The organism is Paracoccus thiocyanatus (assembly GCF_900156255.1).
In the GTDB taxonomy this organism is placed as follows: domain Bacteria; phylum Pseudomonadota; class Alphaproteobacteria; order Rhodobacterales; family Rhodobacteraceae; genus Paracoccus; species Paracoccus thiocyanatus.
This window is the reverse complement of record NZ_FTMK01000011.1, coordinates 34,300-60,844: the sequence shown is the minus strand read 5'-3', so window position 1 is coordinate 60,844 and position 26,545 is coordinate 34,300. Positions and strand designations below refer to the sequence as shown.

The 26,545-nt window shown below is 67.5% G+C and carries 28 protein-coding genes and 1 tRNA gene; 17 read left to right on the top strand and 12 right to left on the bottom strand.

Going from position 1 to position 26,545, the window contains the following annotated elements:
* Positions 1-112: 112 nt before the first annotated feature.
* The gene (gene tpiA, locus F3H32_RS09925; RefSeq protein WP_149765715.1) at positions 113-853 is read right to left on the bottom strand and encodes a triose-phosphate isomerase; all 741 of its coding nucleotides are present in this window, start codon (positions 851-853) and stop codon (positions 113-115) included.
* A gap of 101 nt (positions 854-954) precedes the next feature.
* The gene (locus tag F3H32_RS09920) at positions 955-1,326 is read right to left on the bottom strand and encodes a HesB/IscA family protein (RefSeq protein WP_115754849.1); all 372 of its coding nucleotides are present in this window, start codon (positions 1,324-1,326) and stop codon (positions 955-957) included.
* Positions 1,327-1,536: 210 nt separating this feature from the next.
* Here F3H32_RS09920 and rpsD point away from each other — a divergent pair, with 210 nt between their 5' ends.
* Positions 1,537-2,157 (top strand): 30S ribosomal protein S4, encoded by a 621-nt coding sequence (rpsD, locus tag F3H32_RS09915; protein WP_115754848.1) that lies wholly within the window; start codon positions 1,537-1,539, stop codon positions 2,155-2,157.
* A gap of 169 nt (positions 2,158-2,326) precedes the next feature.
* Here rpsD and F3H32_RS09910 read toward each other — a convergent pair whose 3' ends face one another.
* Positions 2,327-2,941, bottom strand: coding sequence for a hypothetical protein (locus tag F3H32_RS09910; RefSeq protein ID WP_149765714.1), 615 nt, complete (start codon positions 2,939-2,941; stop codon positions 2,327-2,329).
* Between the two features lie 241 nt (positions 2,942-3,182).
* The gene (gene acnA, locus F3H32_RS09905) at positions 3,183-5,942 is read right to left on the bottom strand and encodes an aconitate hydratase AcnA (protein ID WP_149765713.1); all 2,760 of its coding nucleotides are present in this window, start codon (positions 5,940-5,942) and stop codon (positions 3,183-3,185) included.
* A 311-nt stretch (positions 5,943-6,253) separates the two neighbouring features.
* Here acnA and F3H32_RS09900 point away from each other — a divergent pair, with 311 nt between their 5' ends.
* From F3H32_RS09900 to folE2, 4 genes are all read left to right on the top strand, one after another.
* Positions 6,254-7,303 (top strand): DUF1223 domain-containing protein, encoded by a 1,050-nt coding sequence (locus F3H32_RS09900; RefSeq protein ID WP_223191403.1) that lies wholly within the window; start codon positions 6,254-6,256, stop codon positions 7,301-7,303.
* A gap of 93 nt (positions 7,304-7,396) precedes the next feature.
* Positions 7,397-8,002: an inner membrane-spanning protein YciB gene (locus F3H32_RS09895; protein ID WP_149765711.1), complete on the top strand. Its 606-nt coding sequence runs from the start codon at positions 7,397-7,399 to the stop codon at positions 8,000-8,002.
* A 75-nt stretch (positions 8,003-8,077) separates the two neighbouring features.
* Positions 8,078-9,274, top strand: coding sequence for an O-succinylhomoserine sulfhydrylase (gene metZ / locus F3H32_RS09890; RefSeq protein ID WP_149765710.1), 1,197 nt, complete (start codon positions 8,078-8,080; stop codon positions 9,272-9,274).
* Positions 9,275-9,357: 83 nt separating this feature from the next.
* Positions 9,358-10,323: a GTP cyclohydrolase FolE2 gene (gene folE2, locus F3H32_RS09885; RefSeq protein WP_149765709.1), complete on the top strand. Its 966-nt coding sequence runs from the start codon at positions 9,358-9,360 to the stop codon at positions 10,321-10,323.
* Positions 10,324-10,427: 104 nt separating this feature from the next.
* Here the strand turns inward: folE2 and F3H32_RS09880 are convergent, their stop codons facing one another.
* Together F3H32_RS09880 and F3H32_RS09875 are read right to left on the bottom strand one after the other, a co-directional pair.
* Entirely contained in the window at positions 10,428-11,420 is a 993-nt protein-coding gene (locus tag F3H32_RS09880) for a TIGR03885 family FMN-dependent LLM class oxidoreductase (RefSeq protein ID WP_149765708.1), read from the bottom strand.
* Positions 11,421-11,424: 4 nt separating this feature from the next.
* The gene (locus F3H32_RS09875; RefSeq protein WP_149765707.1) at positions 11,425-11,799 is read right to left on the bottom strand and encodes a sensory rhodopsin transducer; all 375 of its coding nucleotides are present in this window, start codon (positions 11,797-11,799) and stop codon (positions 11,425-11,427) included.
* Between the two features lie 85 nt (positions 11,800-11,884).
* Between F3H32_RS09875 and F3H32_RS09870 the strand changes: the two genes are divergently transcribed.
* Entirely contained in the window at positions 11,885-13,510 is a 1,626-nt protein-coding gene (locus F3H32_RS09870; protein ID WP_149765706.1) for an alpha-amylase family protein, read from the top strand.
* 44 nt (positions 13,511-13,554) lie between these two features.
* Positions 13,555-13,630, top strand: a tRNA-Thr gene (locus tag F3H32_RS09865).
* A 65-nt stretch (positions 13,631-13,695) separates the two neighbouring features.
* Here F3H32_RS09865 and F3H32_RS09860 read toward each other — a convergent pair.
* From F3H32_RS09860 to F3H32_RS09850, 3 genes are all read right to left on the bottom strand, one after another.
* Positions 13,696-14,115: a hypothetical protein gene (locus F3H32_RS09860; protein WP_149765705.1), complete on the bottom strand. Its 420-nt coding sequence runs from the start codon at positions 14,113-14,115 to the stop codon at positions 13,696-13,698.
* 137 nt (positions 14,116-14,252) lie between these two features.
* A complete protein-coding gene (locus F3H32_RS09855; protein ID WP_149765704.1) occupies positions 14,253-14,705 on the bottom strand; it encodes a DUF1236 domain-containing protein in 453 nt (150 codons plus the stop codon).
* Positions 14,706-14,905: 200 nt separating this feature from the next.
* A complete protein-coding gene (locus F3H32_RS09850) occupies positions 14,906-15,526 on the bottom strand; it encodes a hypothetical protein (RefSeq protein ID WP_149765703.1) in 621 nt (206 codons plus the stop codon).
* A gap of 167 nt (positions 15,527-15,693) precedes the next feature.
* On the opposite strand from F3H32_RS09850, the gene F3H32_RS09845 reads away from it, so the two are divergent.
* The 9 genes from F3H32_RS09845 (at position 15,694) to trpB (ending at position 22,760) form a co-directional block, all read left to right on the top strand.
* Positions 15,694-15,939, top strand: a complete 246-nt coding sequence (locus tag F3H32_RS09845; protein WP_149765702.1) for a hypothetical protein — start codon at positions 15,694-15,696, stop codon at positions 15,937-15,939.
* A gap of 6 nt (positions 15,940-15,945) precedes the next feature.
* Positions 15,946-16,530, top strand: a complete 585-nt coding sequence (locus tag F3H32_RS09840) for a (d)CMP kinase (RefSeq protein WP_149765701.1) — start codon at positions 15,946-15,948, stop codon at positions 16,528-16,530.
* Positions 16,527-17,606 carry an NAD(P)H-dependent flavin oxidoreductase gene (locus tag F3H32_RS09835; RefSeq protein ID WP_149765700.1) on the top strand — a complete coding sequence of 360 codons (1,080 nt, stop codon included), beginning with the start codon at positions 16,527-16,529 and terminating at the stop codon, positions 17,604-17,606. Before F3H32_RS09840 ends, F3H32_RS09835 begins: the two co-directional genes overlap by 4 nt.
* 161 nt (positions 17,607-17,767) lie before the next feature.
* Complete coding sequence (gene rpsA / locus F3H32_RS09830) at positions 17,768-19,447, top strand: 30S ribosomal protein S1 (protein WP_115754836.1); 1,680 nt, start codon at positions 17,768-17,770, stop codon at positions 19,445-19,447.
* A gap of 197 nt (positions 19,448-19,644) precedes the next feature.
* Positions 19,645-19,932 (top strand): integration host factor subunit beta, encoded by a 288-nt coding sequence (gene ihfB / locus F3H32_RS09825; protein ID WP_115754835.1) that lies wholly within the window; start codon positions 19,645-19,647, stop codon positions 19,930-19,932.
* A gap of 38 nt (positions 19,933-19,970) precedes the next feature.
* Positions 19,971-20,375 carry a LapA family protein gene (locus F3H32_RS09820; protein WP_149765699.1) on the top strand — a complete coding sequence of 135 codons (405 nt, stop codon included), beginning with the start codon at positions 19,971-19,973 and terminating at the stop codon, positions 20,373-20,375.
* Positions 20,376-20,378: 3 nt separating this feature from the next.
* A complete protein-coding gene (locus tag F3H32_RS09815; protein WP_149765698.1) occupies positions 20,379-21,026 on the top strand; it encodes a phosphoribosylanthranilate isomerase in 648 nt (215 codons plus the stop codon).
* Positions 21,023-21,475, top strand: a complete 453-nt coding sequence (locus F3H32_RS09810; RefSeq protein WP_149765697.1) for a GNAT family N-acetyltransferase — start codon at positions 21,023-21,025, stop codon at positions 21,473-21,475. Before F3H32_RS09815 ends, F3H32_RS09810 begins: the two co-directional genes overlap by 4 nt.
* Positions 21,476-21,527: 52 nt before the next feature.
* Positions 21,528-22,760, top strand: coding sequence for a tryptophan synthase subunit beta (trpB, locus tag F3H32_RS09805; RefSeq protein WP_149765696.1), 1,233 nt, complete (start codon positions 21,528-21,530; stop codon positions 22,758-22,760).
* Between the two features lie 15 nt (positions 22,761-22,775).
* On the opposite strand, the gene F3H32_RS09800 is transcribed toward trpB, so the two are convergent.
* Complete coding sequence (locus F3H32_RS09800) at positions 22,776-23,393, bottom strand: DsbA family protein (RefSeq protein WP_149765695.1); 618 nt, start codon at positions 23,391-23,393, stop codon at positions 22,776-22,778.
* A 92-nt stretch (positions 23,394-23,485) separates the two neighbouring features.
* Between F3H32_RS09800 and alkB the strand changes: the two genes are divergently transcribed.
* Positions 23,486-24,118, top strand: coding sequence for a DNA oxidative demethylase AlkB (gene alkB / locus F3H32_RS09795; RefSeq protein ID WP_149765694.1), 633 nt, complete (start codon positions 23,486-23,488; stop codon positions 24,116-24,118).
* Positions 24,119-24,185: 67 nt separating this feature from the next.
* Here the strand turns inward: alkB and F3H32_RS09790 are convergent, their stop codons facing one another.
* Complete coding sequence (locus tag F3H32_RS09790; RefSeq protein WP_149765693.1) at positions 24,186-25,013, bottom strand: bifunctional allantoicase/(S)-ureidoglycine aminohydrolase; 828 nt, start codon at positions 25,011-25,013, stop codon at positions 24,186-24,188.
* Positions 25,014-25,080: 67 nt separating this feature from the next.
* Positions 25,081-26,493 (bottom strand): allantoinase PuuE, encoded by a 1,413-nt coding sequence (puuE, locus tag F3H32_RS09785; protein WP_149765692.1) that lies wholly within the window; start codon positions 26,491-26,493, stop codon positions 25,081-25,083.
* Positions 26,494-26,545 lie beyond the last annotated feature (52 nt).

Genomic DNA, 26,545 nt, shown 5'->3' with positions numbered 1-26,545 from the left:
GGCCGAGACCTATGCCCGCAGGGCCGGGCTTGGCAAGGGCTGCGGCCCGGCAAAGGGGAAACGCCATTCCAAAACCGCCGGGCGGGGCGGAATGGCGTTCTTTTCCCCTTTATTACGCTGCGGAAAGCGCGGCGATGATCGGGCCGAAATCCTGCGCCTTGAGACTGGCCCCGCCCACCAGCGCGCCGTTGACATGCGGGATGGCAAAGATCTCGGCGGCGTTGCCGGGCTTGACCGAGCCGCCATAAAGCAGCGCCACGTCCCCCCCGTCGGCGAAGCGGTCGGACAGGCGCTGGCGCATCAGGGCATGGACCTCGGCGATCTGGTCGCTGGTGGGGGTGCGGCCGGTGCCGATGGCCCAGACCGGCTCATAAGCGATCACGGTGTTCGCGGCAGTGGCGCCCTCGGGCATCGAGCCGGCAAGCTGGGCCGAGATCACGTCCAGCGTCTGGCCGGCGTCGCGCTGCGCCTCGGTCTCGCCGACGCAGATCACCGCGACCAGGCCGGCCTGATGCGCGGCCACGGCCTTGGCGGCGATCTGGATGTCGGTTTCGCCATGGTCGCTGCGGCGCTCGGAATGGCCGATGATGACATGGCTGGCGCCCGCGTCCACAAGCTGCGCCGCAGCGATGTCGCCGGTATGGGCGCCCGAGGCTTGCGCGTGGCAATCCTGCCCGCCGATGGCGATATGGCCGGCGCGCGCCGCCGCGGCATGGACCAGCGTCGCAGGCGGGCATAGCAGCACATCGCAGCCGGGTTGCGGATGGTCGGCCAGCAGCCGGTCGATCTCGGCCAGCGCGGCCAGGGTTCCGTTCATCTTCCAATTGCCGGCAGCGAGTTTGCGCGGGGCCATGCCTTCTCTCCCTTGTCGTGTCCCGTCAACGGAGTAGGCCGAGGGCTTCGCGCGATCAAGCCGGCAGTGCCGATGTGGGCGCTAACTTGCGACGAAAGGCATCAGGGTTTTGCCGCCGTCCCCTCGAACGGGGCGAAGCTGATCGATTCGCCGCAGCCGCAACTGTCGGTGACATTGGGGTTGCGGAACTTGAAGCCGGATTCCAGCAGGCCGGATTCATAGTCGATCTCGGTCCCGAACAGGAACATCTGCGCGGTGGGGGCGATCAGCACCCGTGCCTGGCCTTGTTCGATCACCTCGTCGCCGGGGGCGGCGGCCTCGGCCAGTTCCATGGTGTATTCCATGCCGGCGCAGCCGCCCTTCTTCAGGCCGATGCGCAGCCCGCCCGCGGATTTCTGCGCCATCAGCCGGGCGATCTGGCGCTCGGCCGCCGGGGTGATGGAGACGGGGGATTTGCCGGGGATCGAGAACATCGCGTCTTCCTTGCTTGCTGATCCAGATGTAGGGGGAAGTCGGCCCTTGCTCAAGGGGCGGCCAGGGGCAGGGGGTGCTTGACTCCGCCATCCGGCCGGCTATAAGCGCCGCTTCATTGGTGTTGGTGGACCCCGCAAGGGGAATCCTGTCGGGCAATATGCCAAAGGACAACGCCCTTCGAGAATATGATTTAAAGAAGGAGATCAGCGATGACCAAACGCACCGCTGCCAAGTACAAGATCGACCGCCGCATGGGCGAAAATATCTGGGGCCGCGCCAAGTCGCCGCTCAACCGCCGCGAATACGGCCCCGGCCAGCACGGCCAGCGCCGCAAGGGCAAGCTGTCCGACTATGGCACCCAGCTGCGCGCCAAGCAGAAGCTCAAGGGCTATTACGGCGACCTGACCGAAAAGCAGTTCCGCCGCATCTATGCCGAGGCCGAGCGCGTCCGCGGCGACACCAGCGAGAACCTGATCGGCCTTCTGGAACGCCGCCTGGACGCGGTGGTCTATCGCGCCAAGTTCGTGCCGACCATCTTTGCCGCCCGCCAGTTCGTGAACCACGGCCATGTCGAGGTGAACGGCAAGCGCGTCAACATCGCCTCCTATCGCGTGAAAGAGGGCGACGTGGTCTCGATCCGCGAACGGTCGCGCCAACTGGCCATCGTGCTGGAAGCGGTGGGCCTGGCCGAACGCGACGTGCCGGACTATCTGGAAGTGGACCACAACAAGATGACCGCAAGCTTCGTGCGCACCCCGGCCCTGGGCGACGTGCCCTATGCCGTGCAGATGGAGCCGAACCTGGTCGTCGAATTCTACGCCAAGAACTGATCCTTCGCGATCGACAGGAATTATGGGCCGTCCCTTTGGGGGCGGCCTTTGCTTTTGTGGCATCGTTGCGGGGGTGTTTGCGGAACGAAGACGGCCGGCGCCTGCCGGATCGGCCGGCGGAGTATTTGGAAAACGGTGAAGGCGGGTGCCGCGCCCCGAAGCGGCGGGCCTATTCCTCGGCGCAATACCATAGGCTTCCGCCCACGGCGGCCGAGCCGATCACCAGCGAACCCACCGCCACCGGCGAGGCTGCCATGCCCATGGCCGCCGCCCCCGCCGTCTCGAGCGTGCCGACCATCTGCCCCGAGGTCGCGGCCAGGATCGTGGCGCCGGGCCGCTGCGTCACCGTGTCGTAGCCGGCCAGCGCCAGCGCATTGGCATTGCGGAAGGTCGCCTGCCGCGCCGTGTTCACCCGTTCGCAAAAGGTCTTGCGGCATAGCGCATTGCCTTTGCGCGGCCCTTTCTGCGCGCCGACATAGGTGTCGTGCTGCTTGTCCCAAAGCAGGCAATAGCTGCCGTCATCCGCCATCTGGTTGCGCCGCAGGATCTCGCGCAGGGTGACGTAGCCGGGGCAGGAGATCCGCCCCCAGCCGGAGAAGTTCTTCTCCAGCCGACCGACATTCGCGCGAAACGCGTCGTCGCGGACATAGTTGATCTCGGTCTTCTCACCGGCGATCGAGGTCTCGCAGGTCCAGAGCCGCTCGTCCCTGGCCGGCTTCTCCTGCGCCGCCACGGGCAGCGAAAATCCCATCGTCCCGATCAAAGCCACCACCAGCCCGCGCATCGCCTGCCCCATATCTGCCCTGCGTGCCGATTTGCCAGAATGCCTCGTCGCCCTGCAAGCCGCTCGCTCTGCGCTTGCCCGATTGTGAACGGCGCTGCGTTTCACCGTTTCCCAAATACTCCGCCGGCCGATCCGGCTGGCCCCGGCCTTCTTCGTTCTTCAAATACGCCTGGGACGGCGGCGCAAAAGCAAAGGCCGCCCCCGAAGGGACGGCCGGTCATTCCTGCCCGATGGCCCTGGCTCAGGCTTTTGCCAGGTTGCGCAGCACGTAATGCAGCACGCCGCCATTTTCCAGGTATTCGATCTCGACCTCGGTATCGACGCGGGCCCTGAGCTGGATCACCTTTTCGCTGCCATCGGCATAGCGGATGGTGCAGGGGACCAGTGACAGCGGCTTGAACGCGCCCGCCAGCCCGTCGATCGAGATCACCTCGTCCCCTTTCAGGTTCAGCGACTTGCGGGTCTCGCCGCCGGTGAACTCGAAGGGGATGACGCCCATGCCAACCAGGTTCGAGCGGTGGATGCGCTCGAAGCTTTCGGCGATGACCGCCTTGACGCCCAAGAGGTTGGTGCCCTTGGCCGCCCAGTCGCGCGACGAGCCGGCGCCGTATTCCACGCCGCCGAAGATGACCAGCGGCGTGCCCTGCGCCTGGTATTCCATCGAGGCGTCGAAGATCGAGGTCTGCTGCCCGTCCGGGCCCAGCGTATAGCCGCCTTCGACGCCCTCCAGCATCTCGTTGCGGATGCGGATATTGGCGAAGGTGCCGCGCATCATCACTTCGTGGTTGCCGCGGCGCGAGCCGTAGCTGTTGAAGTCCTTGGGCGCGACCTGGCGCTCGGTCAGGTATTGGCCGGCCGGGGTGGTCGGCTTGAACGAACCGGCGGGCGAGATGTGGTCGGTGGTGATCATGTCGCCCAGGATCGCCAGGATGCGGGCGCCCTGGATGTCGCTGATCTGGCCCGGCTCCTTGGACATGCCGCGGAAATAGGGCGGGTTCTGGATATAGGTCGAGCTGGGCGGCCAGTCATAGGTCTCGCTGTCGGTGATTTCGACCGCCTGCCAGCGTTCGTCGCCCTTGAACACGTCGGCATATTTCGTCTGGAACGCCTCGCGCGTCACCGTGGCCTCGACCAGTTCCGCGACCTCCTGCGAGCTGGGCCAGATGTCCTTCAAATAGACGTCCTTGCCTTCGGGGGTCTGGCCGAGGGGATCCTTGGTCAGGTTGATGTTCACGTCGCCGGCGAGGGCATAGGCCACGACCAGCGGCGGCGAGGCCAGGTAGTTCGCGCGCACGTCGGGCGAAATGCGGCCCTCGAAGTTGCGGTTGCCCGACAGCACGGCGGTGGCGACCAGGTCGTTGTCATGGATCGCCTTGGAGATCGCCGCATCGCCCAGCGGTCCCGAGTTGCCGATGCAGGTGGTGCAGCCATAGCCGACCAGGTTGAAGCCGATGGCGTCCAGGTCCTCTTGCAGCCCGGCGGCCTCCAGGTATTCGCCCACCACTTGCGAGCCGGGGGCCAGCGAGGTCTTGACCCAGGGCTTGCGGGTCAGGCCAAGCGCGCGCGCCTTGCGCGCCACCAGCCCGGCCCCGATCATCACATAGGGGTTCGAGGTGTTGGTGCAGGAGGTGATCGCCGCGATCACCACCGAACCGTCGCGGATCGTGTAATCCTTGCCCTCGACCGGGGCGGTCTTGCGCACATCCGTGCCCGAGGCGGCGACAACGCCCCCGCCTTCCTCGATCATTTCCTCGGCGGCGACCGACATGTCCACGCCGCGATATTCGGCCACGGTCTTGTAGAAGGCGCGGGCGGACAGGTTCAGCGGCGTATAGTCCTGCGGGCGCTTGGGCCCCGAGATCGCCGGGACGATGTCGTTCATGTCCAGGTGCAGCGTGTCGGTATAGATCGGCTGGTAATCCGAGCCGCGCCAGAAGCCGTTTTCCTTGGCGTAAGCCTCGACCAGGGCGATGCGGTCCTCGTCGCGGCCGGTATTGCGCAGGTAGCGCAGCGTCTCGGCGTCGATGGGGAAGAAGCCGCAGGTCGCGCCGTATTCGGGGGCCATGTTGGCGATGGTGGCGCGGTCGGCCAGCGGCAGGTGGTCAAGCCCCTCGCCGTAGAATTCCACGAATTTGCCGACGACGCCCTTCTTGCGCAGCATCTGGACGACCTTCAGCACCAGGTCGGTGGCGGTCGTGCCTTCCATCATCTTGCCGGTCAGCTTGAAGCCCACGACCTCGGGGATCAGCATCGAGATGGGCTGGCCCAGCATCGCCGCCTCGGCCTCGATCCCGCCGACGCCCCAGCCCAGCACGGCCAGGCCGTTGACCATGGTGGTGTGGCTGTCGGTGCCGACCAGCGTGTCGGGATAGGCGACGGTCTGGCCGGCCTGGTCGGTATCGGTCCAGACGGTCTGGGCCAGGTATTCCAGGTTCACCTGGTGGCAGATGCCGGTGCCGGGCGGCACCACGCGGAAGTTGTTGAACGCCTTTTGGCCCCATTTCAGGAAGGTATAGCGTTCCAGGTTGCGTTCATATTCCAGATCGACGTTGCGCTGGAAGGCGCGGGGATTGCCGAAATCGTCGATCATCACCGAGTGGTCGATGACCAGGTCCACCGGGTTCAGCGGGTTGATCTTTTGCGCATCGCCGCCAAGCGCCTTGATGCCGTCGCGCATCGCCGCCAGGTCCACCACCGCCGGGACGCCGGTAAAGTCCTGCATCAGCACACGGGCCGGGCGATAGGCGATCTCGCGCGGGTTCTGGCCGCCCTTTTGCGCCCATTCGGCAAAGGCCTTGATGTCGTCCACGCTGACCGTGCGCCCGCCATCCTCGAAGCGCAGCAGGTTTTCCAGCACCACTTTCAGCGCGGCGGGAAGTTTCGAGAAATCGCCCAGGCCCGCCTGGGTGGCTGCGTCTATCGAGTAATAGGCATAGCTGCGAGCGCCCACCTGAAGCTGGCGGCGCGTCTTGGCGGTATCGGTTCCGGTTTCGATGGGCATGGGCTCGGCTCCCTATCCTTGAAAAAGGTGGCTGAATGGCGGTGCTGCCTGCCATTTGCCCCTTTTCGGGATGGGGTTCAAGGGGAACTGGGCAGGATTTGTATGCCATTGTATGCCAAACTTTTGCTGCGGTTGCAAGAAGGCCGTCTGGGCCGTGGGTTCACATGCCGGGCACGGGGCGCTAACAAAGCGTTGATTTGTCGTTCGCGTGCCGGCCGGTTTAGCTGAGGCGGATCAGAAAGGCCGGGAAAACGGACGAGATGGCGACAAGGCGCGACAATAGGACCAAGCGGGGGCCGGGGGCAAAGGCGATGGTCCTGCGGGCGATGACCGTTGCGCTGTGGACCTGTCTGGGCGGATTTGCCGCGCCGGCCCTGGCGCAGGACGCAGGCCCGGCTGCCGCCGGATCGCCCGCCGCACAGGTTCCGGCCCCAGCCGCCCCGGCTGCCGCGGCGCCCGGCTTTGTTCCCGACGCGGTCGCGGCCGAGGAGGCGCCGATATTCCAGCCCGACGCGTTCGAGGTCGAGGATGACGGCGTCATCGGGCTGATCGAGGCGCCCGAGGGCGCGCCCGGCTTTGCGGTCGAAAGCATGCCGTCCGCCCTGGACGGCGGCGTGCCCGCCGCCCCGTCGGTTTCCTTTGCCGAGGCGCAGCCGCGCGCCCGGATGATCGGGCCGGTCGGCCATCCGCCGGTGGTGGTCGAGCTTTTCACCTCGCAGGGCTGTTCTTCCTGCCCGCCGGCCGACGAGATGCTGGCCGACCTGGCGGATCGCAAGGACGTGTTGGCGCTGTCCTGGCATGTCGATTACTGGGATTACCTGGGCTGGGCCGATGGGTTTGCCCGGCCCGAATTCACCCGCCGGCAACAGGCCTATGCCCGCGAGGCCGGCGAACGGGCCATCTATACGCCGCAGATCGTCGTCGGCGGCACCGATACGCTGATCGCCCTGCGCCCGGCCGAACTGATGGGGTTGTTGCAGACCCAGATGGCGCGGCCGGCCATGGTCATGGTCTCGTCCAGCCAGACCAAAGAGGGCTACCGCATCGAGCTGACGCCGCGCGGCGCCATCGCCGACCGGGTGGCGATCCTGCTGGTGCGCTATGCGCCGCAGCGCCGGGTGGCGATCAAGGCGGGCGAGAATCGCGGCATCGCCATGGAATACCGCAATGTCGTGCTGGCGGCCGAGCGTATCGCCGAATGGGACGGGCGCACGCCCCTGCGCATGACCGTCCGCCAGGACGGCCAGGACAGCGCCGCCTTTCCCGGCGATACCCGCCATGCCATCCTGGCGCAAGAACTGGGCCGGGGCGACCCGCGCTCGGCCAGCGGCCCGATCCTGGCGGCGGTCCGGCTGGACTGAACCCGGCGCTTGCGCCGCCGCGCCAGCCGGGGCAAAACGCCGGCAGCCCCGCAGATACCGCCCGCAAATACCGCCGCAGACAGGAGCCCCGCCTTGACCGAACCGCGCAAGATCAATCCCTGGCTCAAGTCCGGGCTGGAATTGGGGCCGCTGATCCTGTTCTTCCTGGTCTTCATGCGCTATCGCGACCAGGTGGTCAGCCTGGGCGGCCGCGACTATTCCGGCTTCATCCTGGCGACGCTGGCCTTCGTGCCGGTGCTGGCGCTCAGCACCCTGGCCCTGTGGCGCCTGACCGGCCGGCTTTCGCCGATGCAGATCGCCACGCTGGTGCTGGTCGTGGTGTTCGGCGGGCTGTCCATCTGGCTGAACGACCCCAGATTCTTCAAGATGAAGCCGACGATCATCTACCTGATCTTTTCGGCGCTTCTGGGGGTCAGCCTGGCGCTGCGTCGCAACTGGCTGGAACTGGTGATGGCCGAGGCGCTGCCGATGAACGCCCAGGGCTGGCGGATCCTGACCCTGCGCATGGCGCTGTTGTTCCTGGGCCTTGCGGCCGCCAACGAGGCGGTCTGGCGGCTGATGTCGGAAACCGTCTGGGTCAATTTCAAGACCTTTGGCCTGCCGGCGATCATGGTGGTGTTCTTTGTCGCCAATGCCCGGCTGTTCGAACGGCACGCCCAGCCGCGCGACGGCCAATAGCCCCGGCTGGTATGGTTCGCTTGCATGGCGCGCCCTGGGGGAGTAACCGGAACCTCGACCAGCAGGAGCAAGCCCATGTCGCAGGACTCGACGCCACAGGAATTGAACCCGTCGCTGCATCCGCGCACGCGCGCCGTCCATCACGGCATCCGCCGCAGCCAGTATGGCGAGATGGCCGAGGCCCTGTTCATGACCCAGGGCTTTTCCTATGACAGCGCCGAACAGGCCGAAGCGCGCTTTCTGAACGCCGGCCCGGACGAATTCATCTATGCCCGCTACGGCAACCCCACCTCGCGCATGTTCGAGGATCGCATGGCCGACCTGGAGGGGACCGAGGACGCTTTCGCCACCGCCAGCGGCATGGCGGCGGTCAATGGCGCGCTGATGTGCTTTGCCAAGCCGGGCGATCATATCGTGTCGTCGCGGGCGCTGTTCGGATCGTGCCTTTATGTGCTGGACCTGCTGGCCCGCTTCGGGGTCGAGGTCACTTATGTCGACGGCACCGATCTGGACCAATGGCGCGCCGCGATCCGGCCCGATACCCGCGCGGTGTTCTTCGAATCGGTGTCGAACCCCGCGCTGGAAGTGGTGGACATCGCCGGCGTCGCCGAACTGGCCCGTGCCGTGGGCGCGCTGGTGGTGGTGGACAATGTCTTTGCCACCCCGGTCTTTTCCCGCGCGGTCCAGCAGGGCGCCGATGTGGTGGTCTATTCGGCAACCAAGCATATCGACGGATCGGGCCGCTGCCTGGGCGGGGTGATCTGCGGCAGCCGCGCCTTTGTGCGCCAGCAGGCCGAGCCCTATCTGAAACACACCGGCGGCGCGATCAGCCCCTTCAACGCCTGGATGATGCTGAACGGGCTGGCGACGATGGAACTGCGGGTCCGCGCCCAGGCCCAGGCCGCGCTGCAAGTCGCCACCGCGCTGCACGGCCAGCCGGGGCTGGTCCGCGTGATCTATCCGGGCCTGCCCCACCATCCGCAGCATGACCTGGCGCAGCGGCAGATGGGCGGGGGCGGCACCATGGTCGCGGTCGACCTGGGCTCCAAGCAGGCGGCATTTGCGGCAATGAACCGGATGCGCATCTTTCAGATATCGAACAACCTGGGCGATGCGAAATCCATCGTCACCCACCCGGCGACCACCACGCATCAGCGCCTTTCCGAAGAGGTGCGCGCCAAGCTGGGCATCACCTCCGGCCTGTTGCGGCTGTCGATCGGGCTGGAGGATGCGGGCGACCTGATCGCCGACTTCCGCCGCTCGCTGGGCTAGGCGCGCGGGCGGAAGTGCCCGGCACCCCTTTCTTTTTCGGTCCCGAGTTCCCAGATAAGGGCCGTTCTGCCAGGGAGACGACAATGACCGAGGCCAGCCCCATCGCCACCGAGCGCGCCTGTCCCGCCTTGAACCGGGAATATCCGGCCGATTTCCGCGTGGACGATGCCTATAAGGCCAGCCTGCCGGACCTGCAAAACGGCCCGGCCAGCCTGATCGTGGGGGCGCGGGCGCCGATCCAGCATGTCGGCATCTCGAACTTCCGCCTGCCGATCCGCTATCAGGCCCCGCAAGGCGGCGAGATCACGCTGGAAACCAGCGTGACCGGCACGGTCAGCCTGGAAGCCGATCGCAAGGGCATCAACATGAGCCGCATCATGCGGTCCTTTTATGCCCATGCCGAAAAGCGTTTCTCGATGGGCGTGCTGGAGGCGGCGCTGGAGGATTACAAGTCCGATCTGGGCAGCGTCGATGCGCGCATCATGATGCGGCTCAGCTATCCGATGCGGGTCGAATCGCTGCGCTCGGGCCTGTCGGGCTGGCAATATTACGATATCGCGCTGGAACTGGCCGAACAGGCGGGCCGGCGGCTGCGGATCATGCATTTCGACTATGTCTATTCCTCGACCTGCCCCTGCTCGCTGGAACTGGCCGAACATGCCAGGCAGATGCGCGGCCAGTTGGCGACGCCGCATTCGCAACGCTCGGTGGCGCGGCTTTCGGTGGTGATGCAGGGCGACACGCTGTGGTTCGAGGATATGGTGGCGCTGTGCCGCCGCGCCGTCGCCACCGAAACCCAGGTCATGGTCAAGCGCGAGGACGAGCAGGCCTTTGCCGAGCTGAACGCCGCCAATCCGATCTTCGTCGAGGATGCGGTCCGCGCCTTTGCCGCCGAATTGATGGGCGAACCGCGGGTCGGGGATTTCCGCGTCGTGGCCAGCCACCAGGAATCGCTGCATTCCCATGATGCGGTCAGCGTCATGACCCGAGGCGAGACCTTTGCCCATGCCAATCTGGACCCCGCGATCTTTGCCGGGCTGAGGGCGTGACCGGCGGGGCGCGTTGCACTCGGTCCCGGCGGCCTGGGTGACGGGTTGGCCGGCTGCCCGGCGCGGACCGGAACCCGCCGCGGCCGATGGGTCCGCCCCGCGGATCAGGCCGGGGCCGCTGCCTGTCCCGGATCGGACTGCAATTGCGGCAGCACCTGCCGGCCGAAGATGTCGATGAACGCGCGCTGATTGCGCCCGACATTGTGCAGCAGCAGCCGCTCTACCCCCAGCGCCGCCATCTGGTGCAGCCATTCGCCATGCCGGGACGGATCAGAGGAAATCAGCACGCTGGAGGCCAGGTCCTTGACCTCCATGTGCCCGGTCGCCGCGTCGAACATGGCCGGAGAGCAAAGCTCGGCCGCGACCGAGCCGGGCAGCGCATTGGTGCGCCATTGCTCCACCGCGTTGTGTTCGGCCTCGGCCTGGCTTGCGGCATAGGACAGATGCACCTGCACATGCACCGGCCGCGCCTCGCCGGCCGCGTCGCGAAAGGCGTCGATCACGGCGCGCAGCCGGTCGCGCGGCATGTTGATCGTGGCAAGCCCCGCAGCCCAGCCCCCGGCGCGACGGGCGGTTTCCGGCGTCAGCGCGGCGGCGAAAAGCGCGGGCGCCTGGTCGGGCAGGCTGTAAAGCCGCGCCGCCTCAAGCTTGTGAAAGCCGCTGGACGTGACTTCCTGCCCGTCCAGCAGCGCCTGGATGATGCCCACCCCTTCCTCCAGCCGGGCCGTGCGTTCCTGTTTTCCCGGCCAGCCGGCGCCAAAGGGGCGCTCGTTCAGGGCCTCGCCGCTGCCCAGGATGACGGCTAGCCGGCCGGGATACATCTGTGCCAGCGTGGCGGCGGCTTGCGCGACAAGCAGCGGATGATAGCGCAGCCCGATGGGCGTGGTGACGACGCCGAAGGGCAGGCGGGTCGCCTGCATCGCCGCGCCAAGCCAGGACCAGGCAAAGCCCGATTGCCCCTGCTTTTCGCCCCAGGGCGCCAGGTGGTCCGAGGACATGGCTGCCGCGAAACCCGCCGCTTCGGCCTGTCCGACCAGCTCCAGCAGTTCCGAAGGGGCGAATTGCTCGTGCGAGGCATGATAGCCGATGACTGCCATCCGCCTAGCCCTCGGCATAGGCGATGGTGGTCATCAGCGCGTTCTCGGCCTGCCGGCTGTCAAGGCGGGTGTGCTGCACCACGATCGGCCGGTCCGCGCGGATGACGCAGGCATAGGGGGTATCGCGCGGGATCGGCTCGGGGTCGGCCAGATCGTTCATGCGCAGATGCAGGGTGCGGCGGGCGGGCACCTCGACGCGGTAGGGGCCTGCCGGGTCGCGGTCGGTGAAATAGACCGTCAGTTCGACCTGCGCCGGCGCCTCGGCGCAGTTCAGCAGACAGGCCGCCTCGTGGCTGGTCAATTCCGGCGCCGGACCATGGCTGGCCGAGGGGATATAGCCTTCGGCAATGGCCCAGATCCTTTTTCCGATCGCAGGCATGTCGGTCTCCTTGTGCTGTGGGTCAGGAACCGCGCAGGGCTTTCCTTTGTTCCCGGACGGTTGCGACAGGCAAGCGAGGCAGATCGTGCAGGACCAATGGTGGAAGCATGCCGTCATCTATGGCGTGGACGTGGAACGCTTCTGTGATTCCGACAAGGATGGCGTGGGCGATTTCGCCGGGCTTTGCGCCAAGCTGCCCTATCTTTCCAGCCTGGGGTTCAACTGCGTCTGGCTGCTGCCCTTTTACCCCTCGACCGACCGCGACAACGGCTATGACATCACCGATTATTATCGGGTCGCCGCCAAATGCGGCCGGCTGTCCGAGTTCCAGGAATTCGTCCACCGCGCCGGCGAACAGGGCATCCGGGTGGTGCTGGACCTGGTGGCGCAGCACACCTCGTCGGGGCATCCCTGGTTCCAGGCGGCGCGGCAGGGAAGCCACTCGGCCTATCGCGACTATTACGTCTGGAGCGACCAGCCGCCCAAGCCCGCCCCCGGCCAGGGCACGATGTTCCCCGGACAGGAGGACAGCGTCTGGACCTTTGACGACACCGCGCGGGCTTATTACTATCACCGCTTCTACCATTTCCAGCCGACGCTGAACCACCGCAACCCGCGGGTGCTGGACGAATTGAAGCGGGTGGCGAATTTCTGGCTAAGCTTCGGCATCGCCGGCTTTCGCGTCGATGCCGCCTCGCATCTGGTCGAGGATCCGCTGGACCCGGCCGGAAAGGGCGATGCCGCGCACACGGTCCTGCGAGAGCTTTACGCCCATATCACCCGCCAAAAGCCCGACGCCATGGTCCTGGGCGAGGTGGACGAGGACGAGGGCAAGCTTGCCAGCTTTTTCGATGGCGAGCAGTTGAACATGATGTTCAACTTTTTCCTGAACAATTACCTGATGCTGGCGCTTGCCACCGAAAGCGCCCTGCCGATCCGCGAGGCGCTGTCGCGCCTGCCCCCGGCGCCCGAGAATGGCCAATGGGCCAATTTCCTGCGCAACCTGGACGAGGCGGACCTGGAGCGGCTGGACCAGCAGCAAAGGGACCGGGTGCTGGACCTGTTCGCCCCGCAGGACAAGATGCGCATCTATGGCCGCGGGATCCGGCGGCGGCTGGCGCCGATGCTGGGCGGCGCGGCGCGGCTGAAGATGGCCTACAGCCTGCTTTTCGCCCTGCCGGGCGCGCCGGTCGTCTGCTATGGCGACGAGATCGGCATGGGCGAGGATCTGGGGGCCGACGGCCGCAATTCGGTGCGCGCGCCGATGCAATGGACCGCGGGCCGCAATGGCGGCTTTTCCGCCGCCCCCAAGGCGCGGCTGGTCCAGCCCATGATCGACCAGGGCCCCTTTGGCCTGGCCCAGGTCAATGTCGCGGCGCAGGACGGCAAGCCTGGTTCCCTGCTGGAGCATCTGCGCCGGCTGACGGTGCTGCGCCACCAGCATCTTCAGGTCGGACAGCGCGATTGCCATATCCTTGAATGCGGGCCGGATACGGTCCTGGCCCTGGGCTGGCGAACGCCCGAACAAGACATCCTGGCCCTGCACAACCTGTCGGGCAAGCCGGCGCGGGCCGAGGTTCCGCTGAACGGCCTGGGCACGGATGAGGCCCCGCAGGCGCTGCTGGGCCAAGGCACCGACGCGCCGCGCGACGGGCGGCTGTCGGTCGCGCTTGAGGCGCATGATTTCCGCTGGCTGTGCTGGATGCGCTAGACCTTGCGCCTGCGGCCGCCAGGCGCTATCGGAAATGCCGGGATGCCGGTTTAGCTCAGCTGGTAGAGCAGCTGATTTGTAATCAGAAGGTCGCGGGTTCGATTCCTGCAACCGGCACCATCTTCCCGCTCCAAGCCCCATCTGCCGACCTTGCGCGCCGGCCCGCCGGGCTATCCGCCCAAGGCTCAGTGCGAGAAAGCCTCGATCAGGTCCAGCACGGCCAGGATCTTTCGGCTCGTGCCGTCCACGCGATAGATGCGGTCTTGGTCCCGATAATAGTTCCAGCCCTGGCGCGGCCTAAGATCATAGCGGTCCAGGTCGCGGATCCGGGTGTAATCCCCGATGCGCAGCGTGTCGCCGACGCGCTTGCCGTAATGCTTGCGCGCCTGGCCCGGCGGGACGCAGCGCGGCGTCTTGCGGGCAAGCCCAGGCGGGCAGTCCGCGACATGGCGCGCCTGGACGCGGTGCGGGTGGGCGGGGCCGCGCGCGTCCTGCCGTTCGGCGTGGCGGCCCTTGCCGTGGCCGTGCCCCGGATCCGCCGCGACCGGCGCGGCGGCCAACAGGGCGACAAGAATGGCGGTCGTCAGTTTCAACGGGGATGTCATCTCATGCTCCGGCTGGGTCTTGGCCAAGGATATAGCCCGCGCGCCGACGCGGTGTGGATCACGAATCCATGCCTGGGCGAAAAGGCGCCGGCGGGCGGCGTATTGGGCGGGCCGCGCAGGACCCGCCCGATGCCGTCCTATTCGACGATATGGATGATCTTGCGCGTCTGCGGCTCCACGATCACCGGCTGGTCGTCAACATAGACATACTGGTATTGGGTGTCGGGGATCGGCTGCAACTGGATGGTCTCGGGGACGACGGTGTCGACCGCCACATTGTCCAGTGTGACCGAATCCACCCGGTGTTCGATGACATAGGTGCGGGTCTCGGGCGTCATGGCGTCTTCGGTCGCATCCCCCAGCGCGGCGCCGGCCAGCCCGCCCACGGCCGCCCCGACCGGGCCGCCGACGATGCCGCCGGCAACTGCGCCGGTGGTGGCGCCGCCCACCGCACCGCTGCCGGTGGTCTGCGGATCGGTCTGGACCTCGGTCGTCTCGACCGAGGGCTGGGTCACGATGGTGGTCTGGGCAAAGGTTGCGCCGGCGCTAAGGATCAGGGCGGCGGCGGAAACTGCAACGGTGTTCTTCATGGTGCTACTCCCTTTCGAGTGGTCGGGAAAACCGCGGCGGCACGCGTTTGTTCCGGCTTTCACCATCTAGTGAGACGCGGCGCCGGCCTGCTCGCGCCGGGGTGTGCTTGCGGCGGGGCGGCGGAACGCCGTGGCAAAAACTCGCCGCCCCGGATCGACCGGGGCGGAGCATGTTCGGCGCCTGGCGGGACGGCGCAAGATCAGGAGGCGGTGGCCCGCTGCACCGCTTCCATGCAGGCGGCCTCGTCGCCGCTTTCCAAGGCTGCGCGCGCCTCCTTCAGGGCGGCGGCCTTGTCGTCGGTGCCGCTTTCGGCCTGGGCTTGATCCGCCGCCGTCGCCTGGCCCTCTTGCTGGGCCTGTGCGTCCTGTCCCGACATGGCCCGATCGGTGACATTGCTGTCCGAGGTTTCCAGCGGCGCGGTGCTGCCATCCTTGGCGATCTTGTTTGCGTCAGCCCCTGCGGTGCCGTCCGTCCCCGCGGTGGCGTCAGCCCCTGTGGTCCCGTCCGTCCCCGTGGTGGCGTCGGCCCCTGTAGTCCCGTCAGCCCCAGCGGCGCTGTCGGGCGTTGCGGTGCTGCCCGCGGTGGCGCTGCTGTCCGTCCCCGCGGTGCTGTCGGCGCCTGCGCTGCTTGCGGCCGAACCCGCCGCCGCGTCATCGCCCTCAAGCGGGGCCAGGGATCCGTCTTTCGATATCCCCTCGGTCGTCGTCGGCGTGGACATGCCGCCTTCCAGCCGCGCCAGCTCGGCGGCGCGATCGGCATAGGCGGTGCCCGTGGCCGCCAGTGTCACGCTGGCGATCAGGATTTTCAACGATGCCGTCATATCACATTCCTCCCGCGCCGGATTGGCGCGCCAAGTAACCGGCCGCGCGCCGCGATGTTCCCGCGGCGGCTGCACGGGCTGTCTGGCGCCGCGCAGGAACGGCCGCGGCTGCGCCGGCGAAACCGTTGCCACCCCTGGCAAAAGCGGCTACGAAAAACCTGTCCCGCATGCGAGATTCGTTCGCGATGCGTCTGCGGGAAAATTCGCTGGCCGGGCTTGAAGCATTGCGTATCCGCCTGTCACCTCGTTGGAAGATCGCGGGCGCGGATCCTGAAGCCCGCGCCATGATCCCGTCGCAGGCGCGCGGCCGTTCGGCGGCTGTCGCCGGTGTTCCCGGCCCCTGGCGCTTCGGCCCGGCTGCCGGCCGGGACCGGCCCTGGGCCATCGCCCGCGCCGCCGACCCCAGAATCTGAGGACGCATGCCCTTTACCATCGCCATCGACGGACCCGCCGCATCGGGCAAGGGAACCATCGCGCGGGCGCTTGCCCGGCATTTCGGCTTTGCGCATCTGGACACCGGACTGCTTTATCGCGCCGTCGGCGCCAAGGGCGGCGATCCTGTCGCCGCCGCCCGCGCGCTGACTGCCGAGGATCTGGCGCGCGACGACCTGCGCAGCGCCGAAGCCGGCCAGGCCGCCAGCCGCGTCGCCGCGATCCCCGAGGTGCGCGCCGCGCTGGTCGAGTTCCAGCGCCGCTTCGCCCGCAGCGAACCCGGCGCGGTGCTGGACGGGCGCGACATCGGCACGGTGATCTGCCCCAAGGCCGAGCTGAAGCTTTACATCACCGCCAGCGATGCCGTGCGCGCCCGCCGCCGCGCGCTGGAACTGGGCGCGGACGAGACGCGCATCCTGGCCGAACTGCGCGAACGCGATGCCCGCGACGCGGCCCGCGCCGTCGCGCCCATGCGCCCGGCCGATGACGCGCTGCTGTTCGACACCAGCAAGATGACCGTCGACGAGGCGGTGGCCCGCACCATCGCCTGCGCCAGAAAGGCCGGCGCATGAGCCCGCGTTTCCAGCTTTCCGACCTGCGCGTGCCGGTGATCCAGGCGCCGATGGCCGGCACCGCGACGCCGCAGCTTGCGGCCGAGGTCAGCCGGGCAGGGGGGCTGGGCTCGCTTGGCCTTGGCTCGGCCCATGCTGGCCAAGCGGCGGCGATGATGGCCGAAACCCAAGCGCGGCTGGGATCGAACCGCTATGGCGTCAACCTGTTCTGCCATCGCCCGGCCCAGGCCGACCCCGCGCGCGAGGCGGGCTGGCTGGCCTATCTGGCCCCCGAGTTCCGCCGCTTCGGCGCCGAGCCGCCGGCCGGCATCGCCGAGATCTATCGCAGCTTCGTCATGGATGACGCCATGCTGCACGCTGTCCTGGCGGCCCGCCCGGCGCTGGTCAGCTTTCATTTCGGCCTGCCCCCGGCCGGGCGCATTGCCGCCCTGCGCGAAAGCGGCGCTGCCCTGGCCGCCACCGCGACCTCGCGGGCCGAGGCGCTGGCGATCCGCGACGCCGGCCTGGACCTGATCGTGGCCCAGGGCTACGAGGCCGGCGGCCATCGCGGCATCTTCGATCCTGCCGGACCGGATGCGCGGCTGCCGACCGCGGCGCTGCTGGACGAATTGCTGGACCTGGGCCTGCCGGTCGTCGCGGCCGGCGGCATCATGGACGGGGCCGATGCGGCGCGCTTTCTGGCAGCCGGCGCCGCGGCGGTGCAGATGGGCACGGCTTTCGTCACCTGTCCCGAATCAGCGGCCGCCGATGCCTATCGCACCCGGCTGGCGGCGGCGGAACCCGGCGATACGGTGATGACCCCCGCCATCTCGGGTCGTCCGGCGCGCGGGCTGGCGAACCGCCTGACGGCGCTTGGACAAGCCCGCGACGCGCCGGCGCTGCCCGATTACCCGATCCCCTATGACGCGGCCAAGCGGCTGCATGCGCTGGCCGGCGGCGCGGATTACGCTGCGCATTGGGCAGGCACCGGCGCCAATCGCGCCCGGCCGCTGCCCGCCGCGCAGCTTGTCGGGGTGCTGGAACAGGAAATTCGCCGGCACTTCCCCGGCCTCGACGCTTGCCAGAACGGCGATTGACCGCTATATCGCGCCCGTCAGGGTAAGCGATGGGGCCAGCACGGGCCGCTTCAACGGGGTCGGGCGCATGCACGACCCTTTGCGCTTGTTCCGGCACCTATAAAAAGACCGGCGGAGCCAACCGCAAGGCCAGAAATGATCAAAAAGGAAACTGGATCTATATGTGCGCTAAAGCGACCATGGAGGAATTCGAGGCCCTCCTGAACGAAAGCCTCGCCATCGACACGCCCGAAGAGGGCTCGGTCGTCAAGGGCAAGGTCATCGCCATCGAGGCGGGCCAGGCCATCATCGACGTCGGCTACAAGATGGAAGGCCGCGTCGATCTGAAAGAATTCGCAAATCCCGGCGAAACCCCCGCCATCGCCATCGGCGATGAGGTCGAGGTCTATCTGGACCGCGTCGAGAATGCCCGCGGCGAAGCCAGCATCTCGCGCGAGAAGGCCCGGCGCGAGGAAGCCTGGGACCGCCTGGAAAAAGCCTATGCCGCGGAAGAGCGCGTCGAAGGCGCCATCTTCGGTCGCGTCAAGGGCGGCTTCACCGTCGACCTGGGCGGTGCCGTGGCCTTCCTGCCCGGCAGCCAGGTCGATGTGCGCCCGGTGCGCGACGCCGGCCCGCTGATGGGTCTCAAGCAGCCCTTCCAGATCCTGAAAATGGATCGCCGCCGCGGCAATATCGTCGTGTCGCGCCGCGCCATCCTGGAGGAAAGCCGCGCCGAACAGCGCGCCGAGGTCATCGCCAACCTGACCGAAGGCCAGACCGTCGAGGGCGTGGTCAAGAACATCACCGAATACGGCGCCTTCGTCGATCTGGGTGGTGTTGACGGGCTTTTGCACGTCACCGACATGGCCTGGCGCCGCGTCAACCACCCGTCCGAGATCCTGTCGATCGGCGAGACCGTCAAGGTCCAGGTCGTCAAAATCAACAAGGAAACCCACCGCATCAGCCTGGGCATGAAGCAGCTTCAGGCCGACCCGTGGGATACGGTGGCCAACAAGTTCCCGATCGGCTCGGTCCATACCGGCCGCGTGACCAACATCACCGATTACGGCGCCTTCGTGGAACTGGAAGCCGGCGTCGAGGGCCTGGTCCACGTCTCGGAAATGAGCTGGACCAAGAAGAACGTCCATCCCGGCAAGATCGTCTCGACCTCGCAGGAAGTCGACGTGATGGTCCTGGAAATCGACGAAGCCAAGCGGCGTGTCAGCCTGGGTCTGAAACAGACCATGCGCAACCCGTGGGAAGTCTTTGCCGAGACCCATCCCGTCGGCACCGTCATCGAGGGCGAAGTCAAGAACATCACCGAATTCGGTCTGTTCGTCGGCCTGGAAGGCGATATCGACGGCATGGTCCACCTGTCGGACATCAGCTGGGATACCCGCGGCGAGGATGCCATCCAGGACTTCCGCAAGGGCGATGTGGTGAAAGCCGTCGTCCAGGAAGTCGATATCGACAAGGAGCGCATCTCGCTGTCGATCAAGGCGCTTGAAAACGACGCGATGGCCGAGGCGGTCGAGGGCGTCAAGCGCGGCTCGATCATCACCGTCACCGTGACGGCGATCGAGGATGGCGGCGTCGAGGTCGAATATAACGGCATGAAGTCCTTCATCCGCCGTTCGGACCTGGCCCGCGACCGTCAGGACCAGCGCCCCGAGCGCTTCCAGGTCGGCGACCATGTCGATGTCCGCGTGACCAATATCGACACCAAGACCCGCCGCCTGGGCCTGTCGATCAAGGCGCGCGAGATCGCCGAGGAAAAGGAAGCCGTGGAACAGTATGGCAGCTCGGATTCGGGTGCCTCGCTGGGCGACATCCTGGGCGCCGCGCTCAAGGGCCGCGGCTAAGCCTTGCCGATCGGCTGAACTTTGCGCCCCCGGTTCGTCCGGGGGCGCTTTTCATTGCGCAACGCCGCGGATTGAACCATAAAGTCTTGAAAAGCACGGCAACCAAACCGCGGGCCATGCGTTCTGCCGTTGAATGCCGCAATGCCCGGCCTATGATCGGGCGACAGGATGTTGGAACACCAGATTCAGGAACCGCAATGATCCGATCCGAACTGATCCAGAAGATCTCCGAAGAAAACCCGCATCTGTTCCAGCGCGATGTCGAGCGGATCGTGAACACCGTCTTCGAAGAAATCATCGACGCCATGGCCCGCGGCGACCGGGTCGAGCTGCGCGGCTTCGGCGCCTTTTCGGTCAAGAAGCGCGATTCCCGCCAGGGCCGCAACCCCCGCACCGGCGAGACCGTCAGCGTGGAAGAAAAGCACGTGCCCTTCTTCAAGACCGGCAAGCTTTTGCGCGAACGGTTGAACGGCATCGCCGAATAGGTCAGATTGCCGGCGTCAATCTTTGCGGGGTTCACGGCATGCGGGCGATCCGGTTGTTCTTCTTTGTCATTCTGGCCGCGGTGCTGATGCTGCTGGCGGCGGCGAATCGCGACCTCGTCACCATCAGCCTGCTGCCCCAGGCGCTCGCGCCCTTTGCGGGCGGGCAATGGTCGCTGACCATGCCGGCCTTTGTCGCGCTGTTCCTGGCCATGGTTTTCGGCGTGCTGGTCGGGCTGGTCTGGGAATGGCTGCGCGAGGCGCATATTCGCGCCGAATCCAGCCGCCGGGCGCATGACCTGGCGCAATTGCAGCGCGAGGTGGGCGACCTGCGTCGCACCCATGCGGCGCCGCGCGACGATGTGCTGGCGATCCTGGACGAATCTGCGCGCAAGCCCGCCGCGGCGCCAACGGCTTCCGGCGCCACCCTGCCGGCGCCGCGCTGATCCATGGCCGTCGCGGTCAAGATCTGCGGCCTGACCGAGGCCGCGGGGCTGTCGGCCGCCATCGGGGCCGGCGCGCGCTATCTGGGCTTCGTCTTCTTCGCCAAATCCCCGCGCCACCTGGCGCCGCAGGCGGCGGCCCAGCTTGCCGCACAGGTGCCGCTGGGCGTGGCCAAGGTCGGGCTTTTCGTCGATCCCGACGACGCCGCGCTGGATGCGACCCTGGCCCATATGCCGCTGGACATGATCCAGTTGCACGGAAACGAGACGCCGGCCCGCGTCGCCGCGATCAAGGCCCGTACCGGCCTGCCGGTGATGAAGGCGGTGGGCTTGGCCGGACCGCGCGATCTGGATGCGCTTTGGGATTACGGGCTGGTGGCCGACATGCTGCTGATCGACGCCAAGCCGCCCAAGGATGCGGAACTGCCGGGCGGAAACGGGCTTGCCTTCGATTGGCGGCTGCTTGCCGGGCGGCAGATCCTGAAACCCTGGCTGCTGGCCGGCGGTCTTACGCCCGAGAACGTGGCGCAGGCGGTGCGCCTGACGCGTGCGCCGGGCGTCGATGTGTCATCGGGCGTCGAAAGCGCGCCGGGCGTCAAGGATCCCGAACGCGTCCGCCGCTTCATCGCCCGCGCCACGGCGCCGATCCTGTGACCGCGCCGGTCGCCTTTCGCGAAGCCCGCCGCGACGAGGTTCCCGCGATCCTGGCCCTTTTGCGCGACGACATGCTGGGCCGGGCGCGGGAAGCCTACGACCTGGCCCCCTATCTCGCCGCCTGGGACGCCATGCAGGGCGAGGTCGCGAACCGCCTGATCGTCGGCGTCAGCGGCGACCAGGTCGTCGCCTGCTACCAGATCACCTTCATCTCGGGCCTGTCGCTGCGCGCCGCCCGCCGCGCCCAGATCGAGGGCGTCCGCGTCCACCCCGACCAGCGCGGCCAGGGCCTCGGCAAGGCGCTGATCCGGGACGCCGAGAACCGCGCCCGCGCCGCCGGCTGCACGCTCTTGCAGTTCACCACCAACCGCAGCCGGGCCGATGCGCATCGCTTCTACGACAGGCTCGGCTTTACCCCTTCCCATATCGGATATAAGAAAACCCTCTGACGGGCTTTCACCGTTTCCCAAATACTCACTGCGACCGCGCCCGAGGAGAGCCATGGCCGAAGACCTCATCAACAGCTTCATGACCGGCCCGGACGAACAGGGCCGCTTCGGCATCTTCGGCGGCCGCTTCGTCAGCGAAACCCTGATGCCGCTGATCCTCGCGCTCGAGGCGGAATACGACCGCGCCAGGGACGATCCCGCCTTCTGGGCCGAGATGGACGACCTGTGGAAACATTACGTCGGCCGCCCCAGCCCGCTTTATTTCGCCCCGCGCCTGACCGAGGAACTGGGCGGCGCGAAGATCTACCTGAAGCGCGAAGAACTGAACCATACCGGCAGCCACAAGATCAACAACGTGCTGGGCCAGATCCTGCTGGCGCGCCGCATGGGCAAGACCCGCATCATCGCCGAGACCGGCGCGGGCCAGCACGGCGTGGCGACCGCGACGGTCTGCGCCCGCTTCGGGCTGAAATGCGTGGTCTACATGGGCGCCCATGATGTGGAACGCCAGGCGCCGAACGTCTTTCGCATGCGGCTCCTTGGCGCCGAGGTGGTGCCCGTCACCTCGGGCCGCGGCACGCTCAAGGACGCGATGAACGACGCGCTGCGCGACTGGGTGACCAATGTGCGCGACACCTTCTATTGCATCGGCACGGTGGCCGGCCCGCATCCCTATCCGGCCATGGTGCGCGATTTCCAGCGCATCATCGGCCGCGAAACCCGCCGGCAACTGGCCGAGCAAGAGGGCGAGGGGCGGCTGCCCGACAGCGTGGTCGCAGCGATCGGCGGCGGCTCGAACGCCATGGGCCTGTTCCATCCCTTCCTGGACGATCCTTCCGTCCGCATCATCGGGGTCGAGGCCGGCGGCAAGGGCGTGGACGACCGGATGCAGCATTGCGCCAGCCTGTCCGGCGGCCGCGCGGGCGTGCTGCACGGCAACCGCACCTATCTGCTCCAGGACGACCAGGGCCAGATCCTGGAAGGGCATTCGATCAGCGCCGGGCTCGACTATCCCGGCATCGGTCCCGAACATGCCTGGCTCAAGGAACAGGGCCGCGCCGAATATGTCAGCGTGACCGATGACGAGGCGCTGGCGGCCTTCCAGACGCTCTGCCGGCTCGAAGGCATCATCCCGGCGCTGGAGCCCAGCCACGCGCTGGCCCATGTCATCAAGATCGCGCCGGACCTGCCCCAGGACCATATCATGGTGGTGAACCTGTCGGGTCGCGGCGACAAGGACATCTTCACCGTGGCCAAGCACCTGGGCGTGGACATCCGCACCTGATCGGCCCGGCGCGCGCTATTTCGCGGCGCGCGCCTCGGCCACCAGCCCGGCCAGGTCATCGCGGCCCAGATAGCCGAAGACCGCCCGCTTGCCGGCGACAAAGCTTGGCGTGCCGACCAGCCCGATCTCGTCGGCCAGTTCCAGCGACCGCTCGATCCGCGCCGTGATCTCCGGCGCCTGCATGTCGCGCTGCAACCGCGCCACGTCCAGCCCGACCTCGCGCGCGACGCGCAGCACCGACGCCTTCTCGGCCTTGCCGCGCATGCCCATCAGCGCGCGGTGAAACTCGGCATATTTGCCCTGCGCCTGGGCGGCCAGCGCCGCCTGGGCGGCAAAGCGCGACCCCTCGCCAAAGATCGGGATCTCATGCACCACCAGCCGCAGGCCGGGATCCGATTGCAGCAGCGCCGCCACTTCCGGCGCGCTCTTGCGGCAAAAGCCGCAATTGTAATCGGAAAACTCGACCAGCACCGCATCGCCCCGGACATTGCCCAATACCGGCAGGCCGGGGCCGTCGAACACGGCCTGCCGGATCGCCGCCACTTCGGCGGGGCTGCGGTCCTGGGCCTGGGCCAGGCCGGGGGACAGGGCGCAAAGCAGCGCAAGGGCGATTGCGGCAAGGGGGCGGCGCATGGCAAGAATCCTTTTCTGGAACCCATTTCTCAAAGCCACCGCCCAGGGCGCCGGTCAAGCGGGGCGACATGACATTCCCGTGGGAGGGCAAGATGGAAACGGACCTTTTCGGACCCCGCCGGGACGAGCCCATCGGGCCGGGCGCCATGATCCTGCGCGGCTTTGCGCTTGATCCGGCCATTCCTGCCGCATTAGCCCAGGTCACGGCGACCGCGCCCTTTCGCCACATGCAGACGCCGGGCGGGCGGCAGATCGGCGTCGAGATGACGAATTGCGGCGCGCTCGGCTGGGTCAGCGACCGGCGCGGCTACCGCTACGAGCCGCTGGACCCGCTGACCGGCCGTCCCTGGCCGCCGATGCCCGCGCGCTTGCGGCAATTGGCGGCCGAGGCGGCCGCGCGCGCCGGCTTCCCCGGCTTCCAGCCCGATGCCTGCCTGATCAACCGCTACGTGCCGGGGGTCAGGATGGGCCTGCACCAGGACCGGGACGAGGCCGACATGGCCGCGCCCATCGTCTCGGTCTCGCTGGGCCTGTCTGCCACCTTCCAGTTCGGCGGCCCCGACCGCCGCGATCCGGTGGCCCGGCACGCATTGGCCCATGGCGACGTGGTGGTCTGGGGCGGGCCGGCGCGGCTGAACTGGCACGGCATCCTGATGCTACGCAAGGGCGAACACCCGCTGACCGGCGCCGCCCGCATCAACCTGACCTTCCGCAGCGCCCGCTGACCGGCTTTCGCCGTTTTCCAAATACTCCGGGGGAAGCCGCGCAGCGGCTGGGGGCAGAGCCCCCCCTTTACGTCCAGATCGGCGCGTGCCGGTTCACGTCCTTGTAAAGCAGGTAGCGGAAATTCCCCGGCCCGCCGGCATAGCAGGATTGCGGGCAAAAGGCGCGCAGCCACATGAAATCGCCGGGGCCGACCTCGACCCAGTCGCGGTTCAGCCGATAGACCGCCTTGCCCTCGATCACGTAAAGCCCGTGTTCCATCACATGCGTCTCGGCAAAGGGGATCGAGCCGCCGGGCGCCAGCGTGACGATGGTGATATGCATGTCATGGCGCATGTCGGCGGGGTCCATGAAGCGGGTGGTGGCCCAGGCGCCGTTGGTGTCGGGCATCGGGACCGGGGCGATGTCGCGCTCGTTGGCGACGATCACCTGGGGCTTTTCCAGCCCCTCGACCGCCTGCCAGCGCTTGCGCCACCAGTGAAAGCGCGAGGTCTCGGCACCATTGCGCACCGACCAGGCCATGCCGGCGGGGATATAGGCAAAGCCGCCGGGCACCAGCTCATGCGCCTGGCCGTCGATGGTCAGCGTGACCGTGCCCTCGGTCACGAAGATCGCGGCCTGGACGCCCGCGTCGTCCTCGGGCCGGTCCGAACCGCCCTGCGGCGCCAGCTCGACGACATATTGGCTGAAGGTCTCGGCAAAGCCGGAAAGCGGCCGGGCGATCATCCACATCCGCATCCCCGTCCAGCCCGGCAGGAAGCTGGTGACGATGTCGCGCATCGTGCTGGCGGGGATGACGGCATAGGCATCGGTGAAGATGGCGGTATCGGTGGTCAGGTCGGTCTGCGGCGGCAGGCCGGCGAAAGGCCCGGCATAGGTCGGGGTCTTGGCGGTCATCACGGGTCTCCGTTGCGCCGGGGTGCCCCGGCATCCATCTGCTGCGGATAAAGGCAGGTCACCAGGTTCAGGCGCCGCCCAGGATCTGTTGCAGGCGCAGCGCGCCGATGCGGCAGACCTGGCGCTCGGCCTCGGCGCGTTCGGTCGCGCTGTCATTGTCGATGCGGGCGCGCATGGCGGCCATGATCCCCGGCTTGTCGTGGTCGCGCACCGCGATGATGAAGGGGAAGCGGTGCTTTTCCATATAGGCGGTGTTCAGCCGGTCGAACTCGGCGCGCTCGGCATCGGTCAGGCTGTCCAGGCCCGCGCTTGCCTGTTCGGCGGTGCTGTCGGCGGTCAGGCGCTTGGCCGCGGCCAGCTTGCCGGCCAGGTCCGGGTGGGCCAGCAGCACGCCCAGCCGCTCGTCGTCGCTGGCGGCGCGAAAGACCTGGGCCATGCGCGCGGCCAGCCCGGCGGGTGTGTCGTGGATCGCGCCCATCTCACCGTCCCAGACCCGCTCGGCGATCCAGGGCGAATGCTCGTAGATGCCGCCGAATTTCGCCACGAAGGCCGCGCGGTCCATCTGCGAGGGGCGGGGCCTGGACTGCCAGGGATGGGTGCGCGCCCAATGCCGCGCGATATCCAGCCGGGTGGCGAACCAGACCCCCTGATGGTTGCGGGCATGGTCCAGGAAACGCTTGATCGCCATGGCCCGGCCCGGCCGGCCGGCCAGGCGGCAATGCAGGCCGATGGACATCATCTTGGGCGCGCCGGCCTGTCCCTCGGCATAAAGCAGGTCGAAGCTGTCGCGCAGGTAGTCGAAGAACTCGACCCCGGTGCCGAAGCCTTGGCCCGAGGAAAAGCGCATGTCGTTGGCGTCCATCGTATAGGGCACCATCAGTTGCGGCTTGCCGTCATGGACATGCCAATAGGGCAGGTCGTCGGCGATGCTGTCGGCCAGGTATTCGAAGCCGCCCTCTTCGCATCCCAGCGCCACGGTGTTCATCGAGGTGCGGCCCTGGTAGAAACCGCGCGGCCGTTCGCCGGTGACGCGGGTGTGCAGATCGACCGCGCGGGCGATATGCTCGGCCTCGACCTCGCGCGGGATGTCGCGATAGTCGATCCATTTCAGGCCGTGGGTGGCGATCTCCCAGCCGGCCTGCTGCATGGCGGCGACCTGTTCGGGCGCGCGCTCCAGCGCGGTGGCGACGCCGTAGACCGTCACGGGCAGGTCCTTGAGCAGCCGGTGGAGCCGCCAGAACCCCGCCCGCGCGCCATAGTCATAGATGGATTCCATGTTCCAGTGGCGCTGGCCGGGCCAGGGCTGGCAGCCGATGATTTCCGACAGGAAGGCTTCCGAGGCGGCGTCGCCATGCTCGATGCTGTTTTCGCCGCCTTCCTCGTAGTTGATGACGATCTGCACCGCGATCCGGGCATTGCCCGGCCATTCGGGATCGGGCGTGTGCTGGCCATAACCGATCATGTCGCGGCTGTATCGCATCGCTTGCTTCCTTTCCTGCTTTCTGGCTGACTGGCAGTCATCACCCTGCCGG

Coding starts and splice junctions, on each gene's coding strand:
- tpiA (WP_149765715.1), bottom strand. CDS start 853: ATGGCCCCGCGCAAACTCGCTGCCGGCAATTGGAAGATGAACGGAACC.
- F3H32_RS09920 (WP_115754849.1), bottom strand. CDS start 1,326: ATGTTCTCGATCCCCGGCAAATCCCCCGTCTCCATCACCCCGGCGGCC.
- rpsD (WP_115754848.1), top strand. CDS start 1,537: ATGACCAAACGCACCGCTGCCAAGTACAAGATCGACCGCCGCATGGGC.
- F3H32_RS09910 (WP_149765714.1), bottom strand. CDS start 2,941: ATGCGCGGGCTGGTGGTGGCTTTGATCGGGACGATGGGATTTTCGCTG.
- acnA (WP_149765713.1), bottom strand. CDS start 5,942: ATGCCCATCGAAACCGGAACCGATACCGCCAAGACGCGCCGCCAGCTT.
- F3H32_RS09900 (WP_223191403.1), top strand. CDS start 6,254: ATGGTCCTGCGGGCGATGACCGTTGCGCTGTGGACCTGTCTGGGCGGA.
- metZ (WP_149765710.1), top strand. CDS start 8,078: ATGTCGCAGGACTCGACGCCACAGGAATTGAACCCGTCGCTGCATCCG.
- folE2 (WP_149765709.1), top strand. CDS start 9,358: ATGACCGAGGCCAGCCCCATCGCCACCGAGCGCGCCTGTCCCGCCTTG.
- F3H32_RS09880 (WP_149765708.1), bottom strand. CDS start 11,420: ATGGCAGTCATCGGCTATCATGCCTCGCACGAGCAATTCGCCCCTTCG.
- F3H32_RS09875 (WP_149765707.1), bottom strand. CDS start 11,799: ATGCCTGCGATCGGAAAAAGGATCTGGGCCATTGCCGAAGGCTATATC.
- F3H32_RS09860 (WP_149765705.1), bottom strand. CDS start 14,115: ATGACATCCCCGTTGAAACTGACGACCGCCATTCTTGTCGCCCTGTTG.
- F3H32_RS09855 (WP_149765704.1), bottom strand. CDS start 14,705: ATGAAGAACACCGTTGCAGTTTCCGCCGCCGCCCTGATCCTTAGCGCC.
- F3H32_RS09850 (WP_149765703.1), bottom strand. CDS start 15,526: ATGACGGCATCGTTGAAAATCCTGATCGCCAGCGTGACACTGGCGGCC.
- F3H32_RS09845 (WP_149765702.1), top strand. CDS start 15,694: ATGCGAGATTCGTTCGCGATGCGTCTGCGGGAAAATTCGCTGGCCGGG.
- F3H32_RS09840 (WP_149765701.1), top strand. CDS start 15,946: ATGCCCTTTACCATCGCCATCGACGGACCCGCCGCATCGGGCAAGGGA.
- F3H32_RS09835 (WP_149765700.1), top strand. CDS start 16,527: ATGAGCCCGCGTTTCCAGCTTTCCGACCTGCGCGTGCCGGTGATCCAG.
- rpsA (WP_115754836.1), top strand. CDS start 17,768: ATGTGCGCTAAAGCGACCATGGAGGAATTCGAGGCCCTCCTGAACGAA.
- ihfB (WP_115754835.1), top strand. CDS start 19,645: ATGATCCGATCCGAACTGATCCAGAAGATCTCCGAAGAAAACCCGCAT.
- F3H32_RS09820 (WP_149765699.1), top strand. CDS start 19,971: ATGCGGGCGATCCGGTTGTTCTTCTTTGTCATTCTGGCCGCGGTGCTG.
- F3H32_RS09815 (WP_149765698.1), top strand. CDS start 20,379: ATGGCCGTCGCGGTCAAGATCTGCGGCCTGACCGAGGCCGCGGGGCTG.
- trpB (WP_149765696.1), top strand. CDS start 21,528: ATGGCCGAAGACCTCATCAACAGCTTCATGACCGGCCCGGACGAACAG.
- F3H32_RS09800 (WP_149765695.1), bottom strand. CDS start 23,393: ATGCGCCGCCCCCTTGCCGCAATCGCCCTTGCGCTGCTTTGCGCCCTG.
- alkB (WP_149765694.1), top strand. CDS start 23,486: ATGGAAACGGACCTTTTCGGACCCCGCCGGGACGAGCCCATCGGGCCG.
- F3H32_RS09790 (WP_149765693.1), bottom strand. CDS start 25,013: ATGACCGCCAAGACCCCGACCTATGCCGGGCCTTTCGCCGGCCTGCCG.
- puuE (WP_149765692.1), bottom strand. CDS start 26,493: ATGCGATACAGCCGCGACATGATCGGTTATGGCCAGCACACGCCCGAT.